Raw genomic sequence first — 26,612 nt, forward strand, 5'->3', positions numbered from 1 at the left:
GTCACTCCCGACAGCTTTTTGAGACAAAGCCACACATCGGTCGGTGAAGCGGGCGAGTTTCGAAGGCACATCGAACTCTGCTCGCTTCACTTCCTCGAAATCCCGCCGTTCAGGCAATATTCTTAGCGTCTAAACACGGCCCGCGCCCTGTATTCAGCATCATCTCAACGACCCACCATCGACTGAATATTTCGACGGAGCCGAACCGACCGCTCCCTATTCCACGATCTCGTCGATCAGTTCGCGCGCGCTCCGCCGGACCGCCTCGTCGCTCTCGATCGACGGCTCCCAGCCGAGGTCGACGAGCCGTTCGATGGAGAGGCGCATCTTCGGCACGTCGCCGGTCCAGCCGCGGTCGCCGCCGGTGTACGCGTACTCGGGGTCGACGCCGAGCTCGTCGGCGACGATGTCGGCGATGTCGGTGACCGACGTGGTCGTTCGCGTCCCGAGGTTGTAGACGTTTAGGTCCTCGTCGGCGCGCTCGACGACGTACTGGATGGCGTCGACGCACTCCGAGACGTGCATGTACGACTTCTCCTGCCGGCCGTCGCCGAGGATCTCCAGACTGGTAGGGTCGTCGTCGAGCTTCTGGATGAAGTCGGGGATCACGTTGCCGCGCTGGTGCGGGCCGACGATGTTCGCGAAGCGGAACACCCACGACTGCACCCCGTACGAGTGGGCGTGCGTGGAGATCAGCGCCTCGTCGGCGAGCTTCGAGGAGCCGTAGATGGAGATCGGTTCGAGGGGACCGTGATCTTCGGGCGTCGGGCGGGGCGCCTCGCCGTACACCGTCGAGGAGGAGGTGAACGCGAGCCGGTCGACGTCGACCTCGTGCATGCGTTCGAGGACGTTGTACGTCATCGCCGTGTTGTCCTCGAACAGCTCCCGGTCGTCGTCGTAGTTCGTGTCGGTGTACGCGGCGAAGTGGAAGACGATATCGAGGTCGCCGGTGACCGCCTCGGCGACGTCACCCGGCTCGGTCAGGTCGGCCTCGACGAAGTCGGCGCCGTCGGGGACCCGGTCACGGTCGCCCTTCGAGAGGTCGTCGGCGACCCGGACGGTCGCGCCGCGGTCGAGGAGCCGGGCCGCGAGGTGGCTCCCGACGAGCCCCGCGCCGCCCGTGACGAGCACGGTCGAGTCATCGAGCATACACGCGAGTCGACGCGGGCCGGTAAGTACGCGTCGGTCGATCCGCGTCGCTCCCGCGAGCCCGCTCTCCGTCCGTGCTCAGAGCCCCTCTCTGCCGCCCTCCTGCGCGAGGATGACGACCATCGAGAGCCCGGAGATGACGAGCAGAATGAGCGTTGGGACGACCGCGTACTGGTACAGGGCGTCCTCCTGCGCGCGCCAGATCTGCGTGACGATCGTCTCGAACCCGGAGGGACGGAGAATGAGCGTCACGGGCAGCTCCTTCATCGTCGTGAGGAAGACGAGGGCGGCGCCGGCGACGATCCCGGACCGCGTGAGCGGGAACGTCACGCGGCGGAACGCCCCCATCGAGGACTCGCCGAGGGTTCGGCCGGCCTCGACGAGCGTGGGGTCGACCCCGAGGATCGCGGTCCGCGTCGAGCCGACCACCTGCGGCAGGAAGCGGACGACGTACGCGAACACGAGCAGCGGGAGGGTCTGGTAGATCCACGGGACGTACCCGGAGCCGAAGTAGACCAGCGCGAGCGCTAACACGATCCCGGGAACGGCGAACCCCACGTACGTGGCCCGCTCGAACAGCGTCGCGAGCGGCGAGTCGTGGTTCGCGGCGAAGTACGCGACGGGGATCGCCGCCAGCGCGGCGGCGACCGCGGCGGCGGCGGCGACCGAGACGCTGTTGACGACCTGGATCGGCTCGAACGCCATCGAGGGGCGCCGGCCGGCCTCCGAGCGCACGAGCCACAACAGGAGGATCCAGAGCGGGACGAGGAGCGCGACCCCGGCCACCGACGCGGGCAACAGCGTCGCCGGCCACCGCCACCGGCCGAGGCTCACCGGTCGGTCGGTGGTGCCCGCGTCGTCGCCGTGGGCGTCCCGGTCCGACCGGACCAGCCACTCCAACGCGAGCACGACGAGCACGACCCCGAGCAGTTGGAGGGAGAGCAGCGCGGCGTAGTCCCGGCCGAACGCGTTGTACTCGACGTATATCTGCCGGGTGAACACCGGCAGCCGCATGATGGAGGGCGTGCCGAAGTCGGAGACCGCGTACAGCGCCGCCAGCAGCGACCCGGCGGCGATCGCCGGCCGGATCACGGGGAGCGTCACCCGGCGGAACGCCCCGATCCGACCGTGGTTCAGCGTGCGGGCCGCCTCGATCAGCGTCGTGTCGAACGAGAGGAGAGCCGCTCGCGTCGTCAGGTAGACGTACGGGTACGTGTACAGGGTGATGACGAGGATCGTCCCCGAGAGCCCGTATATCTCCGGGACGCGCTCGACCCCCAGCGGCGCGAGCACGTCGTGGAACTCGCCTCGGGGGCCGAACGCGGAGACGAACGCGAACGCGCCGACGTAGCTCGGCACGACGAGCGGGAGCGCGGCGGCGACCGACCAGAACCGACGGAAGGGGAGGTCGGTGCGAGCGGTGAGATACGCCAGCGGGACCCCCAACAGGATCGAGAACGCCGTGACGCCGCCCATTAGCAGCAGGCTGTTGAGCAGCACCTCGGCGGTCCCGGCGCTGAACAGGAGGTCCATCGCCCGCGCTCGCTCGACGGTGACGGCCTCGATCACCAGCCACGCGAGCGGGAACATCATCGTCGCGGCGATCGCCGCGGACAGGAGGGTCAGTCCCGGCGGGAGGCGGCCGTCGCCGTCGGTCAGGAAATCGCGGATCCGGCGTGTCAGGCTCATGGTCCGGGAGACGGGGTGCGTTATCGGAGGGACGTGGCACCGACCGTTAGCAGTTCCGGTTCGGTCGTCGATCGGGTCCGACGGATATAATAGTTTAGGGAGGCCTAAACCGAATATGGAACTGACGCGTCGCGACGCGGTGGCCGCGCTGGCCGCCGTCGGCGCGACCGGGGGGGTCGCCCTCGCGGCCCGGCGGACGAGCGACGGTCCCGGAGCCGGGGGGGACGCGGCCGACGGCGGCGAGGGGGGCGACAGCCTCCCCGACGAGGCCGTCGTCCGGGCGTCGATGACCGCGGTCGCGACGGTCCTCTATCCGAGCGAGATCGACGGCGTCGAGGCGTTCGTCGGTGGCTTCCTCGACGGGCGCCTCGACGGGTCGACCCACGCGGAGGGGGTTCGAGCCGCGGTCGGCGAACTCGACGCGGCCGCCCGCTCGTGGCACGGCGCGCCGGTCGCGGATCTCACCGAGCGCGACCGCGACAGGCTCCTCCGAGAGGTCGGCGCCGACACGGCGGCGGAGGACCCGGACGGGACGCTCGCGGAGCGGGTGCGCTACTACGTCGTCAACGAACTGCTCTTGGGGCTGTACGCCTCGCCGACGGGCGGGGAGTTGGTCGGACTGGAGAACCCGCAGGGACACCCCGGCGGGACCGAGAGCTACCGGCGGGGACCGCGATGAGCGCGGGCGACGCCCGAGGGGGAGGGACCGATCGCGAGGCGGTCCGCGACATCGACCGATCCCCCGTCGCGAACGCGGACGTCTGCGTCGTCGGCGCCGGTCCCGCGGGCGCGCTCGTCGCCGACCGGCTGGCCGCGGACCGCGAGATCGTGGTCCTCGACGCGGGGCCCCGATTCGACCCCGCGGACCGACTCGCGCGGCAGGAGCGGGCGATCCGCCCGAGCTACGACCGGCCCGACGTGTGGGGCGGCGGCGGCGAGCGCGACGCCTACAGCAACGCCGGCGAGCGGTTCTACCCGTTGAACCACGCCCGCGTCAAGGGGGTCGGCGGGTCGACGCTCCACTGGCAGGGGATGGTGATGCGGCTCCACGAGGACGACTTCGCCTCCGAGACGGCGCGCGGCGTCGGCGCGGACTGGCCGATCGACTACGCCGACCTCCGGCCGTACTACGCCGAGGCCGAGCGCGAGCTGGGCGTCGCCGGCGCCTCGGACAACCCCTACGCGCCGCCGCGCGAGGAGCCGCACCCGATGCCGGCGTTCGAGCCCTCCTACAGCGACTCGCTGTTCGCGGAGGCGTGCGAGGAGCTGGGGATCGACATGCACTCGGTGCCGAACGCGCGCAACTCGGAGCCGTACGACGACCGCTCCGCCTGCGTCGGCTACGGCACCTGCCAGCCCGTCTGCCCGGCGGGCGCGAAGTACGACGCGACCGTCCACGCCGAGCGCGCGGAGGAGCGGGGCGCGACCGTGATCGACCGCGCGCCCGTCCAGCGGCTGGAGCACGACGCCGACCGCGTCACGGCCGCGGTGTACGCGACGCCAGACGGCGAGGAGCACAGGCAGGCGGCCGACGCGTTCGTCGTCGCCTGCGGCGGCGTGGAGACGCCGCGGCTCCTCCTCCTCTCGGAGTCCGACGACTACCCCGACGGCCTGGCGAACTCCAGCGGGACGGTCGGGAAGTTCTTCATGGACCACCTGTTCGCGGGCGTCGGCGGCACCCTCGACGAGCCGACGCGCCAGAACCACGTCGGGTTCTACACCAGCGCCTGCGACCAGTTCTACGACGAGGCCGACGCGCAGACCGCCCCGTTCAAGCTGGAGTTCTTCAACTACGCCGGGCCCTCGCCCGTCGAGATGGCGCTGACCGGCGACGACTGGGGGGACGCCCTCTTAGAGCGGCTCCGCGACGGCTACGGCACTCACGTGGCGATGGGCGGACTCGTCGAGCAGCTCCCCCGGTCGGACAGCTACGTGACGCTCGATTCCGACCGCACCGACGGTCACGGCAACCCGGTCCCGGAGATCCACTGGCGCGTCGGCGACCGGGCGCTCCGGACCGTCGAGCGCGCCAACGAGATCCAGCGGTCGGTCCTCGAGGAGCTGGGCGCGGAGATCGAGTGGGTCGCCGGCCCCGACGCGACCGGCCCCGCCTACCATCACATGGGCACGACCCGCATGAGCGACGACCCCGAGGCGGGCGTCGTCGACGCCGACTGCCGAACCCACGACCTGGACAACTGCTGGATCGCGTCCAGCTCGGTGTTCCCCACGGGCGGCGCGATGAACCCCACGCTCACGATCGCCGCGCTGGCGCTGCGCGTCGCCGACGACGTCGAGCGCCGGTTCTGACTCTGTTTTAGGCAAACCTAAAAGCTCAAGTGGGTGGGGCGACCCGTACGAGGTAATGAGCGGATCACTCAGCGCGAACGGGTCGGCCGCCGAGGTCGACGAGACGGGGGACGATGCGGCGACAGACGGCGATGCGACCCCCGACGGCGACGCGGCGACCGCCGACGGCGACGCGACCTCCAACGGCGACACGGCGACCGCCGCCGACGACGCCGAGCACTACACCTTCGACGACGTCAGCGTCGTGATGGGGACGTACAACGAAGAGGAGGCGATCGCGACGGTCCTCGACGACATCGACGAGGTCACCGGCGGACGCGCCGAGGTTGTCTGCGTCGACGGCTCCTCGGATCGGACCCCGGAGATCGCCCGCGAGCACGGCGCGACGGTGATCGAGCAGGAGCCGCAGGGGTACGGCGTCGCCGTCCGCGAGGCGATCCTCGCGCCCGACCGTCCGGTCGTCGTCACGACCGACTGCGACGACACCTACCCGATGGAGGCGCTCCCGGAGTTCCTCGAGGCGATCAACGACGGCGCCGACGTCGTCAGCGGCGACCGGCTCTACCACGGCGCGAAGGCGATGCCGGCGTTCAATCGCCTCGGCAACCACGCGTTCGCGCTCCTCGCGTCGGTCCTGATGGGCGAGCGCGTCCGCGACACCACCACCGGGATGCGCGCGTACCGCCGCGACGTCGTCGAGGGCATCGAGTGGACCGAGAACACCGGCCTCTCCGCCGAGCTCCTCATCCGCCCGCTGATGCGCGGCCGCGACGTGCGCGAGCGCCCGATCGACTACGCCGAGCGCCTCGGCGAGACGAAGCTCGACCCGATCGAGGGCGGCGCCGCCATCGCCAAGTCGATCGTGACGGTGTGCGTCGAAGAGCGGCTGCGGCGGCTCTGAGGCCGCGCAGAGCGTCGCGGACGCCGGACTGCGGTCCGGACGGACGCTGTGGGCACAGCGGACCGCCGCCGGCGGCGTTTTCGAAACCGCGAGCGACGGCCACGAATTATAAGCGGTCAGCTCACGTTGCCTCGCTCGCCTCGGCGTCCGTCTCGAAGGCAACCCACTCGGCGTGGGCGTCCGGGTCGTCGGGCAGATACGTCTCCTCCGATCCGCACGCGACCGCGAGCCGGCAGACGGAGCGCTCCGGGGGCCAGATCGCCTCGACCGTCCCCTCGTCCGTCGCCCGGACCGTCGCCTCCTGCCGGTAGGTGAACGTCGAGCCCGCGGGGTCGACGAGCGTCACCGTCACGATCACCTCGTCGCCCGCGGGGTCGATCGGGGCGGTCGCGTTCGGCGCGCCGGCCAACCGCGCGCCGGCGGGCGTCAGCGACCAGTCGACCGTCAGCGAGCCGTCGGGATCGCGCACGCCGTACTCGGCGTCCCCGTCGCCGCGCGCGGTCTCCAGTCGAACGACCGCGCGCTGGACGCGGTCGGGCACGCCGACGGTCGTCTCCGCGCCGACCCGCGATCCCTCCCGGACGTCGAGCGGTTCGAGCTTCGGGGTGACGTGCCGGGTCGGGTCCGGCGTCCACTCGCCCCGGTACGCGTAGCGGTGGAACTCGCGGTCGGGGTACGCGTCGATCACCGCGAAGTCCTCGACCGGGTCGCGGTCGAGCGCGTACACGACCGGCCCGTCCAGCCCGGGCTCGTTCCGGAGCGCCTGAAACGGGTGGCCGAGCCACTCGCCGTACGGCGTGGGGACGAACACGAGGTCGTCGTCGAACTCGGCCGTCTCGATCGGCGCGTAGGCCGTCTCGTACTTCTCGGCGTGCGACGCGTGCCGGTCGAGCGGCGCCTCGGCCGCGGCCGCCGCGCCGAGCGCCCCGCCGAGGACCGCGATGACGGCGAGCGCGGCGACGACCGCCCGCGCGGTTCCCGGCGTGACGCGGGACGCGAGCCGCGCGCGGAGCCGGGAGAGCCCCCGCCCGCCGGCGACGACGGCGACGCCGGCGAAGAGCGACAGCGGGACGAGGAGGTCGAAGTGGTAGAACGGCCCGAAGCCGGCGACCAGCCCGTCCGTCGGATCCGAGAGCGTCGCGAGGAGGTTGTTCGTCCCCCAGAAGAAGAGGTTGCCGACGACGACGGAGCCGGCGACGCCGGCGACCAAGACTCCGGCGGTGCGCTCGAATCGAGCGTCGCCACCGGACCCGAGCGCGCCCCGCCCCGACAGCCACCCGCGCGCCGCCAGTCCGCCGCCGGCGAGCGCGAGCAGCGTCCCGAGCGGCCCGGCGACGACCCACCGCGTGGCGAGGTACCACAGCGCATATCCGTTCGATCGAAGCGCCAGTTCGGGCGTGTACTCCTCGCTGTGGCCGAGGATCCGGCGCTCGCCGAATCCGGGGCCGTCCATCGGCGCGAACGCCTCGTAGGGGAAGGTCAGCGGGGAGCCGGTCATCCGGAGGTTGTACGCGAGGGTGACCCCGACGAACAGCGTCCCGAACAGGGCGGTGAGGCCGTGGCGACGGACCGTGCCGGGGAGCCGGAGCGACGGACTCCCGACGTCCCGGACCGCGACGACCTCTCGGGTCGCGACGACCGCCCTGACCGCGGCGACGGTCCGGACGAGCGCGTGCAGGATGAACGGCGCCGCGAACAGCACCGCCGTGTACGGCCGGGCGAAGAAGGCGAGCCCGATCGCGACGCCCGCGAGCCCCGCGAGCGGGAGCGACCGGTCGCGGACGCTCCGGAGGTACGCGACCGCGAACAGTAGGTTCAGGAACGTCGTCGGCGCGTACGGGAGGAACACCGAGGAGGTGACGAGCGCCAGCGGCGAGGCGACGAAGCAGACGGCGGCGGCGAGACCCACCCGCCGCTCGAATATCGTCGACCCGAGCAGGTACACGAGCGCCGCGTTACCGGCGGCGACCGCCGCGAGCGTCACCCGCGGCTCGCCGAACAGCGCCATCGAGACGGCGTACATCGCGGCGGGGACGGGGTTGTACTTCGGGTAGAGCCGCCCGCCGTCCTCGATGAAGAACCACGGCTGGACGGCGTCGGCCAGCGCGCCGGCGTGGATCTCGAGCTGGCCGGAGAGCAGCAGCGCGGCCTGCGTGAGGTACACTGCCTCGTCGTGGTTGACGGAGTGGTAGCGGAACAGCGTCGCGGCGACGAGGAAGGTGACCGCCCCCGTCGCGGCGGTGAGGAGGGCGGCCGCCAGCGTCAGGCGGTCCGCCTCGGCCAGCCGGACGCGGGCGCCGCTCGCGAGGCGGCGGGCGAGCCGGCGGGGACGGCGGAGGGCCGGAGGAGAGGCCACGGGCGGCGGCGCGGACCTACACCTCGACGCCGGCCTCGCGCATGAGGTCGATCGTCGGTTCGAGGTCGGACAGCTGCGTCAGGTCGATGTCGGGGACGTCGAGCTCGTCGATCGAGGGGAGGTCCCCGATCGGCTCCACGTCGGGGATGAGGGGGTACTCGAACGTCGTCCGGGCGAAGTAGTCCTGCGCCTCGGCCGACAGCAGGTGGCGGACGAAGTTCTGGGCGAGGGTCGCGTCGCTCGCCGTGTCGATGACCGCGGCGCCGGCGACGTTGAACACCGCGCCGGCGTCGCCGCTCGTGAACGCGGTGCCGATCGACGCGTCGGGGTTGCCGTCGAGGACGCGCTGAATGTAGTAGTGGTTCGTGAACGCCGCGTCGATCTCGCCGTCGGCGATCGCCTGACAGGCGGCGAACTCGTCGGGGTAGCTGCTGATGCCTGACTCGACGACAGACTCCAGCCAGTCGAGCGTCGCCTCCTCGCCCTCGATGAGCCGCATCGCGGTGACGAAGGCCTGACAGGAGCCGTACGAGGGCGCCCAGCCGAGGGTGCCGGCGAACTCCTCCGGGTAGGCCATGACGTCGTCGGGGAGGTCCCCCTCGGAGAACTCCTCGGTGTTGTACGGAACGGTGCGGGCGCGACCGGACGTGCCGATCCACTGCTCGGTGCGGAACTCCGATCGGATCATATCGGTGATCTCCGAGGGAAGCGCCTGCGTGCGTCCCTCGTCGGCCAGCGCGCCGAGCGACCCGGCGTTCACCGAGTAGAACACGTCGGCCGGCGACCCGTCGCCCTCGTTGGCGATCTGGTTGACGAGGTCGGTGGAGCCGCCGTACCTGACGGTCAGGTCGAAGCCGTCGTACTGGTCGTCGATGTACTCGACGAGCTCGCCGACGAGGAACTCCCCGCGGCCGGAGTAGACCGTGAGCTCGCCCTCCAGGTCGGGCATCTCGGCGATGGGGGTGCCGCCGGGGGCCCCGCGCCCCGCGCGGCCGGAGCCGATCTGTCCGATCGACCCCTCGGCGTCGCCGTCGCCGTCACCGTCGCCGTCGTCGCCGCCCATGCAACCCGCGATCCCGGCCGCGCCGAGGGCGCCCGTCGCCGCGAGGAACCGCCGGCGGTCCACGTCGTCTGAGAAGTGCTGAGTCATGTGTTTTAGGCTAACCTAAATCGACTTAGTGGTGTCGGTTCAGTCGTCCGCGACCGCCGGCGCCCGGCGGATCGCGTCGAGGCAGTCGAGCCAGTCGCGCATGTGTTCGCCGACGTGGGTGAAGAACGCACCGTTCCGGTACTCCTCGAACTCGCCGTCGGCCAGTCGGTCGGCCATCGCGGCGTACACGGCGGCGTAGTCGCCGGCGTCCGCCCCCGCGTCGTCGATGAGCTCCCAGAGGTGCTCGTTCAGCTCCAGCCCGGCGACCTCGTTGTGGAGGTCGTCGAACGTCGAGCGGGCGGCCTTGTTGTGCTCGCAGAGGGGCCGGCCGTTGTAGATCCGCTTGCCGAGCACGTCGCAGGCGCGCTTGAGGAACACGCCGCTCCAGATGTCGTCGAAGCGGCCCACGTCCCACTCGTTGTCGTCCATCGGGAGCTGGTAGAACGCGGGGATCACCTCGCGGCGGAACGCGAGGTTCATCGAGCAGACGGTGAGGTAGTTGCCGCGCGCGGCGACGAAGTCCCCGCCGAAGTCGTCGGCGGTCGTCCGGGTCTGCGCCTGGCCCTCCAAGTCGCCGTCCATCAGGATCCGGACCGCGTCGAGGTCGGGGACGTTCGTCCACAGTCCCTGCGAGGCGACGACCTCGCCCGCCTCGATCTCGGCCGTGCCCGTTTCGACCGTCTCGTCCATCGCCGAGTACGGGTAGCCGCGGGGGTAGAGCCCGTGCTCGTCGGCGTTCTGATAGAGGACGTTCACCCAGCTCTCGTCGGAGCCGACGGACTCGATCGAACCCTCGAACGCGAGGTTCTCCATGTGGCGCCCGAAGTAGTCCTCGTCGTCGTGCGGGAGCGTGTCGTCGTCGATGAACAGGCCGTACTCGAAGGCGTCGTCGGCCCACATGTAGAGCAGTCCGAAGCTCGTCTCGGCGTGGCTGGCGGCCGGGACGACGTAGCCGTACTCCGCGACGCCGTTGGCCTCGTACCACTCCTCGCGGCGGCTGCCGTCGAACACTTCGCCGGAGACGTCGAGGTCGTCCAGCATCGCGCGCATCTCGTCGACGTCGCAGAAGTCCTCTGTGACGAGCACGAAGTGGAGCCGGGAGACGTCGAACCCGTGCTCTCGGGCGTTCGCGACGTACTCGCGGAGGCACTCGTACTCTCGGATCGTAGGGACGATCACGCAGATGTCCCCGCTCGCGGCGGCTGAGCGGCGTTTTTCCATACACCGAGGTTTTTAGGCTAACCTAAAAATCTGGCGGTCCGGCGCTCGGCGACTCTCCCTCGTCGGCCGCTTCCGGTCCGTCAGCGGGGATTCCCCCGTCGGCCTTCGCCGGGGGAGCCGGCTCGTCGCCCGTCGTCGGCCCGGCCGTCGGCGAGAGGCCGAGCGCGAGCACCGCGACTCCGCCGCCGGCGAGCGTGACGGCGTTCTTCAGCGCGTGGTCGAGGATCGCCGCCGCGAGCGCCGTCTCGACGGGCAGCCCGGTCGCGCTCACGACGAGGCCGGTGAACGCCGCCTCGTACAGCCCGATCCCGCCCTGCGAGAGCGGGAGCACCTTCGCGAGGTTGCCGACGCTGACCGCGAGCGTCCCGACGACGAGCAGCGTCGGCGCCGGGACGATCCCACCGAGCCCGCCCACGAGCGCGGCGAGCACGAGCACCGCCGTGAGAACGTCGAGCGCCCAGATCCCGAGGCTCCAGAGGAACACCGCACCGAGGCGCCGGGGATCGGCGGCGACGACGCGGACGGACGCGCCGAACCGGACGGCGGCGTCGACGGCCCCCGCGAGTCGCGATCCGGATACGCGGTCGCGGAGCGCGCGGCCGAACCGCCGGTCGCTCCGGGCGACCGCGACGGTCGCGACCGAGAGCACCGCGGCGACGACCGCGATACCGGCCGCGGCCGCGAGCGCGGTCGACGGCGCGACGGCGCCGACGGACGCTCCCGACCCGGGCGACCGACCGGTCAGAAACAGGAGCGCGAGCGCGACGCCGCCCAGGGCGCCGATCGCCACGAGGTCGAACGCGCGCTCGACGGCCAGCGAGGCGACGCCGGTCGGGTACGGCACGTCCCGGCGCTCCTTGAGCAGGTACGCGCGGACGCCGTCCCCGGCCCGCGCCGGAACGGCGAGGTTCGCGGTCTGGCTGGCGAACACGGTCGCCGTGAGGAAGCCGGTCCGGCAGCGCCGGCCCATCACCGCGAGCACGTCGCCGTACCGCCGCCCCCTGAGCGGCCACGAGAGCAGGTAGACGCCGAGCGCGGCGGCGAGGAGCGTCGTGTCCGCCGCCGTCACCGCGTCGACCACCGCGTCCGCGTCGAGGCTCCGAGCGATGATCGCCGCGCTGAGCCCGACGACGAAGAGCGTCCCGACGAGGGTGAGTCGCTTCCGCGAGAGCTCGGCGCGGAGCCGCGCCCGGAGGCCGGCCTCGGTCACGGGCGCGACCCCCGGCGTCGGGCCGTTCGGAACCGACCGGCTCTCTCACCGGTCCGCGGGCGTTCGAGGCGCCGTTCGACGGTCATGCGTTGATTTAGGTTGCCCTAAAACATATAACGCTGACGGTTCGGCGACCGTGTGCGACCGCCGCCACGGGACGGACCGGACCGCGTTCCCGCGAACTGCCGACTGCCGAAAAGCGCTTTTGTGCGTCTATCAAAATATCACACATGTCCGACTCCGTCCGAATGTGGCTCGTCGAGCGGACGTACTCCGACGACGAGCAGAACATGGTGATCCTCACTTACGCCACGCCCGACGGCAAACGCTACTTCCGGAAGGAGCGCGCCCTCACCTCCTTCACCGACGTCCGGGACACCACCGCCGCGGTCGACGCCGACCCGGAGAACGTCGGGAGCGTCGACGACCCCGCCGAACGCGAGCGGTACGCGGCCGAGGCCGACCGCATGGCGGCGGCTCACGCTCCGGACGACGTGATCTGACCGACGCGATCCGACCGACGCGGCCGCGCTTAAGTCGGTCCGGCGCGAAGTCCCGTCGATGCGGGCCACCTTGGAAACCCTCGCGGCCGCCGCGCTCGTCGGAGTCGTGCAGGGCGCACTGCGCCTCGTCGGCCTCGCCGGGCTCCTCGCGCTGTCGACCCCGCTCTCGCTGGCGCCCTGGACGGTCGTCACCAGCGTATACGCGCACGGGTCGGTCGGCCACCTGCTGGCGAACGGCCTCGCGCTGCTCCTCGTCGGCCCCCTCGTCGAGCGCCGGACGACGCGACTGCGGTTCCACGCGTTCGTGGTGACGACCGGAGCGGTCGCCGGGATCGCGCAGGTGATGCTCGGCGGGCTGATCGGTCCGCCGACCGCCGTGTTGGGGCTGAGCGGCGCCGTCTTCGCGCTCGGCGGCTACCTTCTCGCCGGCAACGTCGTGACCGCGACGCTGTTCGACCGACTGCGGCTCCCGCCGCGCGCGCAGTTCGCGCTGTTCGGGCTCGCCGCCGTCGCGCTCACCGCGACGACCGCGGCGCCCGGCGTCGCGCTGATCGCTCACGCCGTCGGCGCGTTCTGCGGCCTCCTCTCGGGACGAGCCGGACTGCTGGACGTTCGGTGACGCGAGTGGAGAGGAGACCGCGGCGCCGTCGCTGGCGGCGGTAGAAAATGCGGAGAGAGCGAAATACGCCCTAGCGCTTAGTCTTCGAGAACGATCTCGATGCTGACGTCGTTCGGCACTTGGACGCGCATGAGCTGGCGGAGCGCGCGTTCGTCGGCGTCGATGTCGATCAGACGCTTGTGGACGCGCATCTCCCAGTGCTCCCACGTCGCCGTCCCCTCACCGTCCGGGGACTTTCGCGACGGGATCTCGAGCGTCTTCGTCGGCAGCGGGATCGGGCCCGACAGGGCGACCCCCGTCGAGTCCGCGATCTCGCGGACGTCGTCGCAGATGTCGTCGAGGTCCTCGGGGCTCGTGCCGGCGAGGCGGACGCGTGCCTGCTGCATCGATTATCGCTCGTTGACTTCGAGCACCTTGCCGGCCGCGATGGTCTGACCCATGTCGCGGATGGCGAAGCTGCCGAGTTCCGGGATCTCGCCGGACGGCTCGATGCTGAGCGGCTTTTGCGGGCGCACGGTGACGACCGCGGCGTCGCCGGACTTGATGAAGTCCGGGTTCTCCTCGGCGACCTCACCGGACGACGGGTCGATCTTCTGGTCGATCGACTCGATCGTACAGGCGACCTGCGCCGTGTGGGCGTGGAAGACGGGCGTGTACCCGGCCGTGATGACCGACGGGTGCTGCATGACGACGACCTGCGCCTTGAACGTCTCGGCGACGCTCGGCGGGTCGTCGGCGGGGCCACAGACGTCGCCGCGACGGATGTCGTCCTTGCCGATGCCGCGGACGTTGAACCCGACGTTGTCGCCGGGCTCGGCCTTGGGCACCTCTTCGTGGTGCATCTCGACCGTCTTCACCTCGCCGCCCACGTCGGACGGCTGGAAGGAGACGTTGTCGCCGGTGTTGAGGATCCCGGTCTCGACGCGTCCCACGGGGACGGTCCCGATACCAGAGATGGTGTACACGTCCTGGATGGGGAGTCGGAGCGGCGCGTCCGTCGGCGGCTCGGACTCCGGCAGGTCGTTGAGCGACTCCAGCAGGGTGGGGCCGTCGTACCAGGGAGTGTTCTCGGAGTCCTCGGAGACGTTGTCGCCCTCGAACGCGGAGATCGGCACGAATGTCGTGTCGTCGGTCGCGAAGCGGACCTGGTTGAGCAGGTTCTTGACCTCCTCGATGACCTCGTTGTAGGTGGACTCCTGGTAGTCGACCAGGTCCATCTTGTTGACGCCGATGATGAGCTCGTTGATGCCCAGCGTGCGGGCCAGGAACACGTGCTCTCGGGTCTGGGGCGCGACGCCGTCGTCGGCCGCGACGACGAGCACCGCGTTGTCGGCCTGCGAGGCGCCCGTGATCATGTTCTTCACGAAGTCACGGTGGCCCGGGCAGTCGACGATGGTGAAGTAGTAGTTGTCCGTGTCGAACTCCTGGTGGGCGATGTCGATCGTGACGCCGCGCTCGCGCTCCTCGGCGAGGTTGTCCATCACGTAGGCGAACTCGAAGCCGCCCTTGCCCTTCTCTTCGGCTTCCTCGCGGTGCTGCTCGATTACGTGCTCGGGGACGCTCCCCGTCTCGAAGAGGAGGCGACCCACGAGCGTGCTCTTGCCGTGGTCGACGTGGCCGATAATGGCCAGGTTCTGGTGCGGTTTGTCACTCATGGGGTAATCACGCGCTAAGGCGCTCTGTGAGTAAGTTTCGGTTGATTCCACTAAAACGGTTTCGATACGGTTCACAGACCATCGCGACGCAGTCAGGCGATTCTCGACAACGCGGGGCACGTCAGCGGGACACACGGTAGGGGTCCCGGTCACGCGGTTCGACTGCGAGAGGGTCGGCCGTCCCCCGAAACGGGGTGAAAATCGCTACTCCAGTCGCCCGACGTCCCCGAGCACCGCGCTGGCGGTCTCCGGGCCGCCGGCGCCGCGTCCCGAGATGTTGAGCCGACCCGCGTGCGAGGTCTCGATCTGGACGATGTTCTGGGTGCCCGAGACCGCGAGCGTCCCGTTCTCGGGGACGAGCCGCGGGGCGACCCGGACCGTCTCGCCGGTCGCCTCGCCGATGAGCCGGACCGTCCGGCCGTCCTCGGCAGCGAGCCGGAGCGCCGAGCCGGGGACGTCGCGGATCCCGGAGACGTCGGCGTCCTCGAGCGTGAACTCGCGAGCGTCGGCCGGGTCGTCGGCCGCGCCGAACGAGAGCACGTTCGCGAGGATGACGCACTTCAGCGCCGCGTCGGTCCCGTCGACGTCGAAGGAGGGGTCCGCCTCGGCGACGCCGAGGTCCTGCGCCTCCGCGAGCACGTGCTCGTAGTCGAGCCCCTCGGCGGCCATCCGCGTGAGGATGAAGTTCGCGGTCCCGTTGAGCACGCCGCGCACCGCCGTGACGTGGCCGGGCTCGATGTCCTCGACGGTCGAGACCGCCGGAATCGCGCCGCCGACTGTGGCCTCGAACCGGATCTCGCCCGCGCTGTCGGCGACGGCCGCCCGCAGGTCGCCGAAGCGCTCCGCGACCGGGCCCTTGTTCGCGAGCACGGCGTGGCGGTCGCGCTCCAAGGCGCGAGTCACGTGCGAGAAGCCGGGCTCGGCGTCGCCCAGCGTCGTCGGCGTCGCCTCGACGAGGACGTCGTAGTCGGCCGCCAGCGCGTCCGCGGGGTCGGCGTCGCCGACGATCCCCCGCTCCGCCTTCCGGGCCACCACGGCGTCGGGGTCGACGCCGGCGTCCCGGCCGCCCGTCCCGTCCGCGACGACCGCCGTCGAGGAGTCCGCGACGGCGACGACCTCGTGGCCGTACTCGCTCGCGAGGTCGACGACGGAGCGCCCGACCGCGCCCGCGCCGATGACGGCGAGTCTCACGCCTCCACCCCCGTGAGCGGCTCGACCAGGCGCAGCTCCTTCTCCTCGGCCAGCTCCCGGACCGCCGCGAGCGCGGCCTCCGTCTCGCCGGCGCGGGCCTCCAAGCGGAGCCGAGCGCTCGACGCCTCCTCGGTCCCCTGCGGCGCCGCGAGCGACACGTCGGCGACCGACGCCGACGCGCAGGCCTCGATCCGGGAGAGCGTGTCGGAGAGGTCGGTGTCGATGAGGTGGCCGAACAGGAGCAGCGTCACCTCCTCGGCGTACCGCTCCGTCCCCGCCTGCATCACGTTCACGCCCTCGCTCCGGAGCGCCTCGACGATCCCCTCGAAGCGCTCTTGCGTCGCCTCGAAGTCAACCTCGACCGGGATTCGGCCCCGGGGCGTCTTGTTCCCCCGCTCGTGGTAGATCGAGAGGAGGTTCCCGCCGTTGTCGGCGATCGGCCGGAGGGCGGCGAGCAGCTGTCCGGGCTCGTCGACGAGTTCGAGCCGCACCGTGTGCGTCGACGGCGTCGCCGAGGCGTGCCCCCCGTCGGGGCTGGCGTCGTCGTCCGCCGCCTCCTCGGGAGCGCCGTCGCGGTCGTCGCTCACGCCGCCACCTCCGTGCGGCGCGCCGAGGCGGGTGGAGCAATTACTCCTGCGATCGCGATCCGGCACGGTCCTGTCGGCGACGCGGAGCGGTCGCTTGGTGGCTCCGTCGCGATGCGCCGAGCGGGAGTCGTGCCCGTCTGCATACCCGAAAGGAGTCGGGGGATCGGGTATAAGCCTTCGGCGATGGCAGGCGTTGCCTCGCCCGCCTCCGTGTGAACGAACCGCACGGGGGCGGCGGGGACGGTTCGACGGGGAGAGACGTGTTCGGTCGAGATCCGCGGGTACGGTGGGCGTTTCAGTCTCGAAACAGGCAAAAGACATTTTCGGACAGCAGCGGTACCGTCCGCGCTGATGCCCTCCACCGACGGAGAATCGGGTCCGACCGCCACCGACAGGCGACCGGTTCTGAAGTACGTCGCGCTCGCGATGGCGGGATTGATCGGGGCGGATCTGGCGATGGAAACGACCGGATCGCCGGACGAATCGCCCTCGTGGGGCCCTCCCGTCGAGGGCGGGCACGGAGACTGGGCGATCATCGACGAGGACACCGATCGATTCGCCGGCGAGGGCGTCGACGCGACCCTCGTACTGACGGTGCAGGGGCCGAACGACGGCTCCGACCAGTTCCACGACGACGACGGGCTCCGCATCGTCAGCTACGAGGCGACCGTGGACGACGACAGTCGGGACTGGAACTACGCCCTCGGACGACCGCGCCTCTCGCTCCGTCTCAGACTGAACGGGGACGGTTCGGGAACGGCCTTCTTCTCGAACGCCAACGCCTACGGGGACACGACGGACGGGGACGTGTCCGGACGCACCGAGATCCGCCACGCGTTCGAGCCGGGGAGCGGCCGAGGAGCCGTGAATCCGATCCTGAACTACTCGGGGCCCGCCGACGGCGACGGGACCGGAGCGACCGCGACGATGGAGTCGAACGTTACCGTTCCGGTACGGAAAACGTGGCTACGGGGGATCGGCGGTCGGATCGAGGTCGGGACCCTCCGGTGCGAGATAACCGAGACGGTCACCTTCGTCGGGTGACTGCGGCCGCGAGAATCCGATCCGGATTCGGCGAGACGGCTCTCTCGGTCGCGAGGAGACGCCGCAAAATCGAAGAAGACCGCCAAACCGAAGAAGACCCCTTAACCGAAGAAAACCGCGACCGCGGGCCGACCGACGCTTAGAAGTAGTCGATCGACTGCGGCAGTTCCAGCTTCATCCCCTTGCGCTCGCGGATCTCCATTATCTTCTCGCGCTGGAGGTTGTCGACGAGGACGCGGAAGCCCGCGTTCTCGGTGTTCCACGAGGCGCGGCCCTCGGTGGCCGAGCGGATGTCGGAGGAGAAGCCGATCATCTCCTCGACGGGCGCGATGCCCTCGACGACCATCAGGTCGCCCTCCTGGTACATGTCGTCGACGCGGCCGCGGCGGCCCTGGATCTCGCCGGACGCCGCGCCCATGTGCTCCGAGGGGACGTCGATCCGGACGTCCTGAATCGGCTCGAGCAGGCGGACCTCGCCGTCGATCAGCGCGCGGTGGACCGCGTCACGGACGGCGGGGATGACCTGCGCGGGCCCGCGGTGGATGGTGTCCTCGTGGAGCTTCGCGTCGTGCAGGCGGAACAGCGACCCCTGGACCGGCTCGGCGGCGAGCGGGCCGTCGTCGAGCGCCTCCTGGAGACCCTCTAAGACGAGCTCCATCGTCTCGTTGAGGTGCTGAATCCCCTTCGTGTCGTCGATGAGGATGTTCGTCCGGTGGATGTCCTCGACGTTCTGGGAGGTGTCCTTGTCCATGCCGGCCTCCTGCAGCGCCTCGCGGCGCTCCAGTTCGGGCATGTCCATCGAGACCTCGCCGAGCTGGATGGCGTCGACGATGTCTTGATCCATCGGCTGGACGGTGATGTAGAACTTGTTGTGGCGGTTCGGCGAGACCCCCTCGACCTCGCGGGACGCCTCTTGGGGCTGCTCGCGGAAGACGACGATCGGCTCGCCGGTGATGACCGGGATCCCCTGGTTGTCGCGGATCCGCTGGGTGATCACTTCGAGGTGGAGCTCGCCCTGCCCGCTGATGAGGTGCTCGCCCGTGTCCTCGTTGATCTCGATCTGGATCGTCGGGTCCTCCTTCGCGACCTGCTGGAGCGTCTCGATGAGCTTCGGCAGGTCGTCCATGTTCTGCGCCTCGACGGACTTCGTGATGACCGGCTCGGAGATGTGCTCGATCGACTCGAACGGCGTCATCTCGACGGAGGAGACCGTGGAGCCGGCGATGGCGTCTCGCAGCCCGGTGACGGACGCGATGTTACCGGCCGGGACGTGCTCCACCTCCTCGCGCTCCGACCCCATGAAGAGGCCGACGCTCTGGATGCGGTTCTTGCCCGCGGTGCCGGAGACGTACAGCTCCTGGCCCTTCTCCAGCGTGCCGGAGAAGACGCGGCCCGTCGCGATCTCGCCCGCGTGCGGGTCCATCGAGATGTCGGTGACCATGAAGACGACCTCGCCGTCCTCGTCGACCATCCGCATCGTGTCGGCCAGCTCAGAGTCGGCGTCACCGCGCCAGATGCGCGGGACACGACGGGGCTGTGCGTCGACCGGGTTCGGGAAGTGCTCACAGACCATGTCGAGCACGACGTTCGACAGCGGCGTGCGCTCGTGGAGCTCGTCGCGTTTGTCGGCCTTCTCAAGGTCCATGATGTCGCCGAAGTCCATACCGGTCCGCTGCATCGACGGCATCGAGACGCCCCACTTGTACAGCGCGGAGCCGAAGCCGACGGTGCCGCCCTCGACGGAGACGGTCCAGTCCTCGGGGATGTCGTCCATGTTCTCGGCCATCCCGCGAATGAGCTCGTTGACGTCGGCGATGACGGACATCAGCCGCTCCTGCATCTCCTGGGGCCCCTCTTGGAGCTCGGAGATGAGGCGGTCGACCTTGTTGATGAACAGCGCCGGCTTCACGCCCTCGCGAAGCGCCTGCCGGAGCACCGTCTCGGTCTGGGGCATCGCGCCCTCGACGGCGTCGACGACGACCAGTGCGCCGTCGACCGCGCGCATCGCGCGGGTGACGTCGCCCCCGAAGTCGACGTGGCCGGGCGTGTCGATGAGGTTGACGAGGTGGTTCGTGTCCTCGTACTCGTGCGTCATCGAGACGTTCGCCGCGTCGATGGTGATACCGCGCTCCTGCTCGTCCTCCTTCGTGTCCATCGCGAGCTGTTCGCCCGCGGTGTCCTGGGAGATCATGCCGGCGCCGGCCAGCAGATTGTCGGAGAGGGTCGTCTTGCCGTGGTCGACGTGGGCGGCGATGGCGATGTTCCGGATGTTCTCCGGGCTGTCCATCAGCCGCTCGCACTCTTGAACGATCTTCTTGCGTCGGCCCATTATACCGTTCGTTACCGACAGCAGGGTCAAAAGGGTAGTGTTTCTCCGCGGCCGTTTCGGCGGTAGTCACCCCCGATCGCACCCGATCGCCGGCGATTTCGTGTCGATCGCTCGCATGGTTCGGGCGTGACGGAAGCCGACGACCGCCGTGCGGCCGCGACCGCCTCCACGCGGATTTAAGTGCCCGGTGAGGAACCGGGGCGTATGAACGAGACGCTCTCGCGGCTCGCCGACACCGGCGTCGTCGCGGTGCTGCGCGGAGTCGAGGCCGACCAGCTCATCGGGATCACGGAGGCGCTCCGCGAGGGCGGGGTCACCGCCGTCGAGATCACCGCGGACACGCCCGGCGTCGCCGAGAAGCTCCGCGAAGTGACGGGGTCGTTCGGCGACGAGGTGGTCGTCGGTACCGGTACCGTCCTGGACAGCGAGACCGCCCGGACCACGCTGATGGCCGGCGCGGAGTTCGTCGTCTCGCCGAGCCTCCACGAGGACGTGATCGAGACCTGCAACCGCTACGGCGCCGTGACGGCGCCCGGCGTGATGACCCCGACGGAGGCGATCCGCGGCTACGAGGCCGGCGCCGACTTCGTGAAGGTGTTCCCCGCGAAGACCGTCGGCCCGTCCCACCTCGGAGCGATGAAGGGCCCGCTCGGCCAGATCCCGATGATGCCGACCGGCGGCGTCAGCCCGGACAACGCCGGCGACTACGTCGAGGCCGGCGCGTTCGCGGTCGGCGCCGGCGGCGCCCTCGTCGACTACGACGCGGCCGAGCGCGGCGACTACGACGAGATCACCGAGACCGCCCGAGAGTTCACGCAAGTCGTCGAGGAGGCGCGGAGCGACGGCTGAGGAGCGGACCGGTTCCTCGGTCCAGTTCAGTGACATGCCATACCATGCCTGCCGAACAAGTGTGCGGAGACGCAAATACAGATGACTTCCACCCCGCCCGCTCGGCGAGAGGCACACTCACTTGGAAGTCACCCGAGAACCCTGCCGATGTCATCCCCCGGTCCGCCGCCGGGAGCCCCCCTTCCCGGCGGGACCGGACGCGTGCCGTTGCGTCCCGCGCTGCGGCGGCACGCGTGCCGCGGCCGCGACCGTCACATGAAGTCCGCGATACCGGACTGCTTGTTCGTGTCGTCTTCGAAGATCGATTCGAGCGACTCCTCTAACACCTTCAGTCGCTGTTTCGTGTAGGGCCGGCAGCCGAACCGGTCGGCGACCTCGATGGCGGTGTCGACGTACTTGTTCACCGACCCCTGGTGGACGGTGAGGTTCACGCGCCCGCCGCACTCGCGGCAGTCGCCCGAGAGGGGCATCCGACGGTACTTCTCGCCGCAGTCGAGACACCGCGTCTCCTGCCGCGAGAACGCGCGGAGGTTCCCGATGATGTCCGGCAGGAAGTGGTACTCGATGACCCGCTCGGCCACGTCGGTCTCGTCGACCGCGCGGATCTTCCGAGCGAGCGCCAGCTGCGCGTCCATCTTCTCCATCATGTCGCCGAGCGTCTTGTACGCCGACAGGTCCGGCCCCATCGCGATGTCCGTCGTGTCGTGAGTGTGGTCGAACCCGTGGTACTCCTCGTCGGTCCCGAGCGTGTCCTCGCCGAGCTGGATCCGATCCTCCAGCTCCTCCGGGTCCGTCAGCTCGAGCGTCGCCTCGTAGAACTCGCGCGGGTACTCGCGCACGATGTCCATGTTGTGCGCCTCGTCGTCGATCTCGGAGGGGTCGATCCGCGAGGACATCACGAGCGGCGCGTCCATGCGCCCGCCGCGCTGGTCGGGGAGAAACTCTTTCGAGAAGTTGAGAAGTCCGTCCATGAGCAGCATCACGCAATCCTCGTCGCCGTCACATTGATCGACCGACAGATCGTTCGCGACTAACGAGTGCGTGTCCTCGACGGTGAGACAGTAGACGTGGTCGGTGTCGCTCTCGACGGTGTCTATCTCGGCGATGGCTTCGGTACCGTAATCGCCGGCACCGCCATCCGACACCGTCGAAGCGTACGGTTCGACGGATGAGACGTTCTCAGCCAATCGGTCCGCTTTCCGGGAGAGGTGGAACCCGGCGACTTCGGCAAAACGGACGGCGTCACGCGAAGAGACGCTGAGCACGTACGTCTGTGCGTTCAGTCGGGGGTCGTCCTCGTCATAGAACTCCGGGAACTTGTCGTGGAGGCGCACTCGATCCGGTCGATCGACGGTCGCGTGGATACCGAGTCGTCTGAGCAGGCCGAGCAGGTCCTCGCGAAGTTCTTCGCTCACGGTCGTCGCCGTGATCCGAAGCGAGCCCTCGTCGACGCCGCCGTCGCCGCTGAAGTAGCCGCGGAGATACGCGCCGACGATCGACTCGGAAGCGTCGAAAATCGGATCCGGGACGCGTTTGGTGCGCGCGTACACCCCCCCGTCGAGGACGGAGTCGAAGAACGCGCGAAGGAGGCGACCAGAGACCGTCACTTTCGCGTGGTTCTCTTCGTACGGGTCGGTGCCGAACTCCTCGCGCAGGACGTCGAGGAAGAACGCTCTCGCCTCGGTCTCGGTCCCACAGATCGTCGTCTGGTGAATCGTTCCCTTCGGCGTCTCCTGTTCGCGAGCAAATCCCTCGGCGGCGTAGTAGCCGAGCAGCGTCGCCACGCGGTCGTTGAGTTCGACGAACCGATCGATCTCGGTTCGGTCGCGTTTCATGCCGAGCGTCGCGTCCTCTGGGACGAACTCGAGGAGTTCTTCTGTCGAAGCGAAACAGCGCCGGAGATACGACACTGGGAAGCTCTCGCGGTACAGGTAGTTGCTCAGGGTTTTCTTGTTCGTGTCGAACACCTCGGTCATGCTCTGGAGGGGGTAGAACCGTCCGTCCCAGTCGTCCGCGAACGCGTCCTCGAAGAGTTCGTACAACCGGTCTTTATCCAGTCCCTTCACCATGAGCCGGTCCGTCGGAACCGCGTCGGACTCAAGGAACTCGCCGAGCAGATCGAAGCGCCGAGAGCCTCGCTCGCCGCCGTCGCTCCCGACGGAGTCCGGAACGACCACCCTGTCAGACGGAGAGAGGTCCCGCGCCTCCGTGCCGACGATTTCGTCCCGATCGGCGTCGTACACGTGAACCCCGTGATCCGGCGTGACGGTTATGCTTCGGCCGGTCTCTGTTCGAATTCGCACGAGGTGATCCGGGGCCGGGTGTTTGCTGACCGCCTCGATCGGGCGGGAGACCCTGTCACCGTCAGAGGTTAGGGCAGGCGCGTGCAGGTCGCCGTCGACGCCTTCTAGCTTCCCGATCGCCGTCCCGAAGTCGTCGAACTCCACGTCCGACTGCCCGAGATACGCCTCGACGAACTCCGCGACGGTGTCGTAGCGGAGGTGTCCCTTCTCGTCCTCGTACCAGAGCTTCGTCTCCGGATGGAAGCAGTTCCGCCGTTTCGCGGCGTGAAAGTACGGATGAGCGTATCCGACCGCGGCCGAGGTAAATCCGACCACTCTCCCGACAGTAGCCGCACTCGTGTGGGGCGCCATCCCGAAGACGAGCTCGCCGACGAGGTCGTCGCGCTCGTTCACCTCGTAGAAGCGGGGGAGGCCGTAGAACTGCTCGAGGAGGTCGTCGACGAAGTCGGCGGTCCGCAGCATGTGCTCGGCGGCGCCGTCGGAGAGGACGATGTCCTGCACCCGGAGCTCCACGAGCTGGTCGTCGTGGCGCAGCGGCTCGCCGTCGATGTCGGTCTCGTAGCCGATCTCCCGGAGGTGGTCGGCGGTGACGTCCAGCTCCTCGGGCCGGACCGACGTGACCGGGAGGTCGGTCATGTCGTACCGGACGGTGCCGTCCTTGAACGACGTGACGCCGTTCTTCGCGCGGAGGATTCCCTTCTCGATCGGCTCGGGGGTCTTGTTCCGCGAGGTGAGCCCCTGGACCCCCTTCAGGATCTCGAAGGAGGCCTCGCGCTCGCCGACGGTCTCCAGCGCGGAGCGGTACGCGTCGTTTACGTCGACCTCTTGATACGTCGCCGCCCGCACCTCCCACTCGCAGCGCGGGCACTCGACGCGGCCGGCCTCGTCGGGCTCGCAGACGGTCCCGCAGTCGTTGCACTCGTAGTGGGGCTCGGTGTGGACCTCGCAGTCCGGACACCGGGCCTTGTAGGTGTGCTCGCCGCAGTCGGGGCAGACCCGGTCCGACACCTGGAGCTCCAGCCGGCCGCGGTGGCCCGAGTCGTCCATCACGCTCGCGGCCTCGGCGACGTCGCGCTGGGGGCCGCCGGCCTCGTTGATCGGGAACAGCGTGTGGACCGCCGGGGAGAGGTCGCGGCTCTCCGACTTCTCGGGGCGACCCATCCGGTTGCCGATCCGAGTGGGCGCGCGCTCCCGTATCTCGAACGGCGCGACCTCGTTGACGGCTTTCACCGCGTTCTCGCCGCCGTCCCACTCGCGGGCCGCCGCCGAGAGGTCCCCGTCGTCCCACGTCTTCCGGAGGCCGTCGTCGACCCCGAGCGACCGCGCGAGCGGGCGCCACGTCGGGATTCGGAGGGCGTCGGGCGTCGCGGCGTGCTCGACCAGCAGCGCCTCCAACGCTGTCCGCGTCGCCTCCGTGCACTCGATCGCGAGGACGCCCTCGACCACGTCGCCGTCGGCGACCGCCTCGGCGAGGGCCTCGAACGCCGCGACCGACACGTCGTGCCAGAGGTAGGTGTACTCCGGGTGGAGCGGGCAGTCGTACTCGCGCGCCCACTCGAGCGCCTCGTCGGCGTCGGGGCGTTCGAGGTCGACGTGGGGGTCGTCCGCCATCGCCTGTACGTCGGCGCCGGCGTCGGCGAACTCCTTCACCCACCACTCGTACACGTAGGAAGCGGGCGCGAGCGGGTGGTTGTTCTCGACAAACTCCCCGTAGTTGACGAGGTACTCGCCGAGGTCGAGCACCTTCTCGACGCCGTTGCGGACCTCCTTCGCCTCCTCCGGGTCGTCGATGCGTCGGACCTCGCCGTTGGCGAGCCGGACCGTCGGCCCCTCGATGGAGTCGACGGGGACGACCCCGTGGGCCTTGCCCGGGCGCTCCGTCTTGATCTGCGTCCCGGCCGCGAGGAAGTCGTCGACGAGGTGCATCGTCGCCGGGTGGACCCCGCCGGTCGCGAACCCGTGGTTTCTCGCGCGACCGTACCGGAGCCGGAACCCGCCCGCCTCGCTCGGGTGGGTGAACACCGGGCGGCCCGCGATCAGGTCCCGGAGGAACTTCTGGGAGGGTTTCGCCCGGGGCGGACCGTCGGGTTCGTCTCCCGCCGTTTCGACGCCTCCCTCGTCGCTCTCGGCGTCGCTGTCGTCGCCCTCCCCTCCCGATTCGCCGTCCGGGGCCTCCGAACCGTCGTCCGCCGATGCGTCGGCGTCGCTCTCGCCGGAGCCGTCTTTCCCGATCGTCCCGTCGATCAGGTCCTGGAGCCACGGCCAGTCAACCTCGTCGAGGTCGCGGGTGTACCGCTGTATCTTCGGGGCCTTCAGGGCGATCCCCTCGGCGGCGACGAGGCACATCCCGCCGCGCGCCGAGTTCGTGTCGACCCGTTCGAGGTCGCGGAAGCCGGAGACCTCCTCGTCGCTCGTCGCCTCCCCGTCGAGCATGATGGGGATGTGCTCCGCGATGAACTTCGACTCCTTGTCCTTCGGCGTGTACTGGAGCCCGGTCTCCTTGTCGTAGAGGGCGATCTCCTCGGCGTAGCGCTCGACCTCCACGTCGCGCGGCTTGTACTCGTCGATGCCCAGCAGCGACCGGGCGTAGTCGGCGACGAGGACGGAAAGCGCCTGCGCGGTCCCGCCCGCCGACCGGATCGGCCCGGCGTAGTAGACGTTGACGAACTCGGTGCCGTCGTCGTTCTCCAGCAGTTCGACGCGGTCGATCCCCTCGATCGGCGCGGCGACGACGCCCTCGGTGAGGAGAGCGACCGCGGTCCGGACCGCGCCCTCGACTTTCCCGGCGCGGGAGTCGTAGTCGCCGACCGTCCCCTCGACGAAGTCGGTGACGAGTTCCAGCGCCGCCTCCTCGCGGGACATCTCACCTTCCAGCTCGCGGACGCGCTCCGCGACGCCGTCGATGCCGAGGATGTTCTCGACCCGGTCGGCCATGTCGCGAGCGACGGGGATCTCTACCTCGGGCTCCGGGTCGTACCCCTGTCCCTTCGCCGTCTCCGCGAGCGCCAGCGCCTCGTCGAGCCTGTCTTCGATCCGGGCGAAGTACCGCTCGTCGTCGGGCCTCATCGCCGCGAGATCCGCCTCACAGCCATAAGTCGAGGTCGGTGACCGCGTCGTGGGACCGCTCCAGCGGCTCGTCGAACGCCCGCAGGTGACACTCGCCCGCCCAGACCGTCCCGGAGTCGAGGTGCCCGGCGAGCGCCTGTCCGCTCGGCCGCGACAGCACGGCGTGGGTGTGCGCGAACACCTCGCCGTCGAGCAGCGAGACGTTCCCGACGCAGGCGGCGACCTCCAGCGGCTCGTCGAAGGTCACGGACTGGTACTCGGTGTCCTCCTGGTCGTAGAACCAGACGTCCGCGTCCTGCACGGCGCCGAGCGCCGTGAACCAGCCCGCCTCGACGTCTTCCGCGCGGGCGAGGTCCTCGATCTCCTCGCGCCAGTCGGCGCCGGTCTCGAATCGAGCCACGTACTCCGCCGTCGTCTCGACTTCCCGGTGGTGCATAGGAACCGTCCACGATGGCCGGGGGCAAAAAGGCTTCAGTCGCG

The 26,612-nt window shown here is 69.9% G+C and carries 20 protein-coding genes; 7 read left to right on the forward strand and 13 right to left on the reverse strand.

Annotation, left to right across the window (positions count from 1 at the left end):
- Positions 1 to 216: 216 nt before the first annotated feature.
- Positions 217 to 1,149 carry an NAD-dependent epimerase/dehydratase family protein gene (locus DJ74_RS14055; RefSeq protein ID WP_094527647.1) on the reverse strand — a complete coding sequence of 311 codons (933 nt, stop codon included), beginning with the start codon at positions 1,147 to 1,149 and terminating at the stop codon, positions 217 to 219.
- A 78-nt stretch (positions 1,150 to 1,227) separates the two neighbouring features.
- Positions 1,228 to 2,838 (reverse strand): iron ABC transporter permease, encoded by a 1,611-nt coding sequence (locus DJ74_RS14060; protein WP_094525462.1) that lies wholly within the window; start codon positions 2,836 to 2,838, stop codon positions 1,228 to 1,230.
- A 115-nt stretch (positions 2,839 to 2,953) separates the two neighbouring features.
- Between DJ74_RS14060 and DJ74_RS14065 the strand changes: the two genes are divergently transcribed.
- The 3 genes from DJ74_RS14065 (at position 2,954) to DJ74_RS14075 (ending at position 6,049) form a co-directional block, all read left to right on the forward strand.
- Positions 2,954 to 3,517: a gluconate 2-dehydrogenase subunit 3 family protein gene (locus tag DJ74_RS14065; RefSeq protein WP_094527648.1), complete on the forward strand. Its 564-nt coding sequence runs from the start codon at positions 2,954 to 2,956 to the stop codon at positions 3,515 to 3,517.
- Positions 3,514 to 5,148, forward strand: coding sequence for a GMC family oxidoreductase (locus DJ74_RS14070; RefSeq protein ID WP_094527649.1), 1,635 nt, complete (start codon positions 3,514 to 3,516; stop codon positions 5,146 to 5,148). The genes DJ74_RS14065 and DJ74_RS14070 overlap by 4 nt, the downstream gene beginning before the upstream one ends.
- Before the next feature lie 247 nt (positions 5,149 to 5,395).
- Entirely contained in the window at positions 5,396 to 6,049 is a 654-nt protein-coding gene (locus tag DJ74_RS14075) for a dolichyl-phosphate hexose transferase (protein WP_249269112.1), read from the forward strand.
- A gap of 121 nt (positions 6,050 to 6,170) precedes the next feature.
- Here the strand turns inward: DJ74_RS14075 and DJ74_RS14080 are convergent, their stop codons facing one another.
- Genes DJ74_RS14080 through DJ74_RS14095 form a run of 4 tightly spaced genes read right to left on the reverse strand, consistent with a single transcriptional unit; the run spans position 6,171 to position 11,986 of the window.
- On the reverse strand, positions 6,171 to 8,405 hold the full coding sequence (locus tag DJ74_RS14080; RefSeq protein WP_094527650.1) for a glycosyltransferase family 39 protein: 2,235 nt from the start codon (positions 8,403 to 8,405) through the stop codon (positions 6,171 to 6,173).
- A 16-nt stretch (positions 8,406 to 8,421) separates the two neighbouring features.
- On the reverse strand, positions 8,422 to 9,555 hold the full coding sequence (locus DJ74_RS14085; RefSeq protein ID WP_094527651.1) for an extracellular solute-binding protein: 1,134 nt from the start codon (positions 9,553 to 9,555) through the stop codon (positions 8,422 to 8,424).
- A 39-nt stretch (positions 9,556 to 9,594) separates the two neighbouring features.
- Positions 9,595 to 10,776 carry an alpha-1 4-glucan-protein synthase gene (locus DJ74_RS14090; RefSeq protein WP_094527652.1) on the reverse strand — a complete coding sequence of 394 codons (1,182 nt, stop codon included), beginning with the start codon at positions 10,774 to 10,776 and terminating at the stop codon, positions 9,595 to 9,597.
- Between the two features lie 22 nt (positions 10,777 to 10,798).
- Complete coding sequence (locus DJ74_RS14095) at positions 10,799 to 11,986, reverse strand: lysylphosphatidylglycerol synthase transmembrane domain-containing protein (protein ID WP_094527653.1); 1,188 nt, start codon at positions 11,984 to 11,986, stop codon at positions 10,799 to 10,801.
- Positions 11,987 to 12,216: 230 nt separating this feature from the next.
- Between DJ74_RS14095 and DJ74_RS14100 the strand changes: the two genes are divergently transcribed.
- Positions 12,217 to 12,489: a hypothetical protein gene (locus DJ74_RS14100; protein WP_094525454.1), complete on the forward strand. Its 273-nt coding sequence runs from the start codon at positions 12,217 to 12,219 to the stop codon at positions 12,487 to 12,489.
- A gap of 58 nt (positions 12,490 to 12,547) precedes the next feature.
- Positions 12,548 to 13,108, forward strand: a complete 561-nt coding sequence (locus DJ74_RS14105) for a rhomboid family intramembrane serine protease (RefSeq protein WP_094525453.1) — start codon at positions 12,548 to 12,550, stop codon at positions 13,106 to 13,108.
- Positions 13,109 to 13,185: 77 nt separating this feature from the next.
- Here DJ74_RS14105 and rpsJ read toward each other — a convergent pair whose 3' ends face one another.
- From rpsJ to DJ74_RS14125, 4 genes are all read right to left on the reverse strand, one after another.
- Complete coding sequence (gene rpsJ, locus DJ74_RS14110; protein WP_004048854.1) at positions 13,186 to 13,494, reverse strand: 30S ribosomal protein S10; 309 nt, start codon at positions 13,492 to 13,494, stop codon at positions 13,186 to 13,188.
- Positions 13,495 to 13,497: 3 nt separating this feature from the next.
- The gene (gene tuf, locus DJ74_RS14115; protein ID WP_094525452.1) at positions 13,498 to 14,763 is read right to left on the reverse strand and encodes a translation elongation factor EF-1 subunit alpha; all 1,266 of its coding nucleotides are present in this window, start codon (positions 14,761 to 14,763) and stop codon (positions 13,498 to 13,500) included.
- A gap of 204 nt (positions 14,764 to 14,967) precedes the next feature.
- On the reverse strand, positions 14,968 to 15,954 hold the full coding sequence (locus DJ74_RS14120) for a homoserine dehydrogenase (RefSeq protein WP_094525451.1): 987 nt from the start codon (positions 15,952 to 15,954) through the stop codon (positions 14,968 to 14,970).
- On the reverse strand, positions 15,951 to 16,541 hold the full coding sequence (locus DJ74_RS14125) for an ACT domain-containing protein (RefSeq protein ID WP_094525450.1): 591 nt from the start codon (positions 16,539 to 16,541) through the stop codon (positions 15,951 to 15,953). The genes DJ74_RS14120 and DJ74_RS14125 overlap by 4 nt, the downstream gene beginning before the upstream one ends.
- Before the next feature lie 351 nt (positions 16,542 to 16,892).
- On the opposite strand from DJ74_RS14125, the gene DJ74_RS14130 reads away from it, so the two are divergent.
- Positions 16,893 to 17,585 (forward strand): hypothetical protein, encoded by a 693-nt coding sequence (locus DJ74_RS14130; RefSeq protein ID WP_094527654.1) that lies wholly within the window; start codon positions 16,893 to 16,895, stop codon positions 17,583 to 17,585.
- A 139-nt stretch (positions 17,586 to 17,724) separates the two neighbouring features.
- Here DJ74_RS14130 and DJ74_RS14135 read toward each other — a convergent pair whose 3' ends face one another.
- Positions 17,725 to 19,914, reverse strand: a complete 2,190-nt coding sequence (locus DJ74_RS14135) for an elongation factor EF-2 (protein ID WP_094525448.1) — start codon at positions 19,912 to 19,914, stop codon at positions 17,725 to 17,727.
- Positions 19,915 to 20,118: 204 nt separating this feature from the next.
- Here DJ74_RS14135 and DJ74_RS14140 point away from each other — a divergent pair, with 204 nt between their 5' ends.
- Positions 20,119 to 20,763 carry a bifunctional 4-hydroxy-2-oxoglutarate aldolase/2-dehydro-3-deoxy-phosphogluconate aldolase gene (locus tag DJ74_RS14140; RefSeq protein WP_094527655.1) on the forward strand — a complete coding sequence of 215 codons (645 nt, stop codon included), beginning with the start codon at positions 20,119 to 20,121 and terminating at the stop codon, positions 20,761 to 20,763.
- Between the two features lie 251 nt (positions 20,764 to 21,014).
- Here DJ74_RS14140 and polC read toward each other — a convergent pair whose 3' ends face one another.
- Together polC and DJ74_RS14150 are read right to left on the reverse strand one after the other, a co-directional pair.
- A complete protein-coding gene (gene polC, locus DJ74_RS14145; protein ID WP_094527656.1) occupies positions 21,015 to 26,132 on the reverse strand; it encodes a DNA polymerase II large subunit in 5,118 nt (1,705 codons plus the stop codon).
- A gap of 16 nt (positions 26,133 to 26,148) precedes the next feature.
- Positions 26,149 to 26,568, reverse strand: a complete 420-nt coding sequence (locus DJ74_RS14150; protein ID WP_094525445.1) for a PPC domain-containing DNA-binding protein — start codon at positions 26,566 to 26,568, stop codon at positions 26,149 to 26,151.
- Positions 26,569 to 26,612 lie beyond the last annotated feature (44 nt).

Source organism: Halorubrum sp. Ea8, assembly GCF_002252925.1.
Lineage (GTDB): Archaea > Halobacteriota > Halobacteria > Halobacteriales > Haloferacaceae > Halorubrum.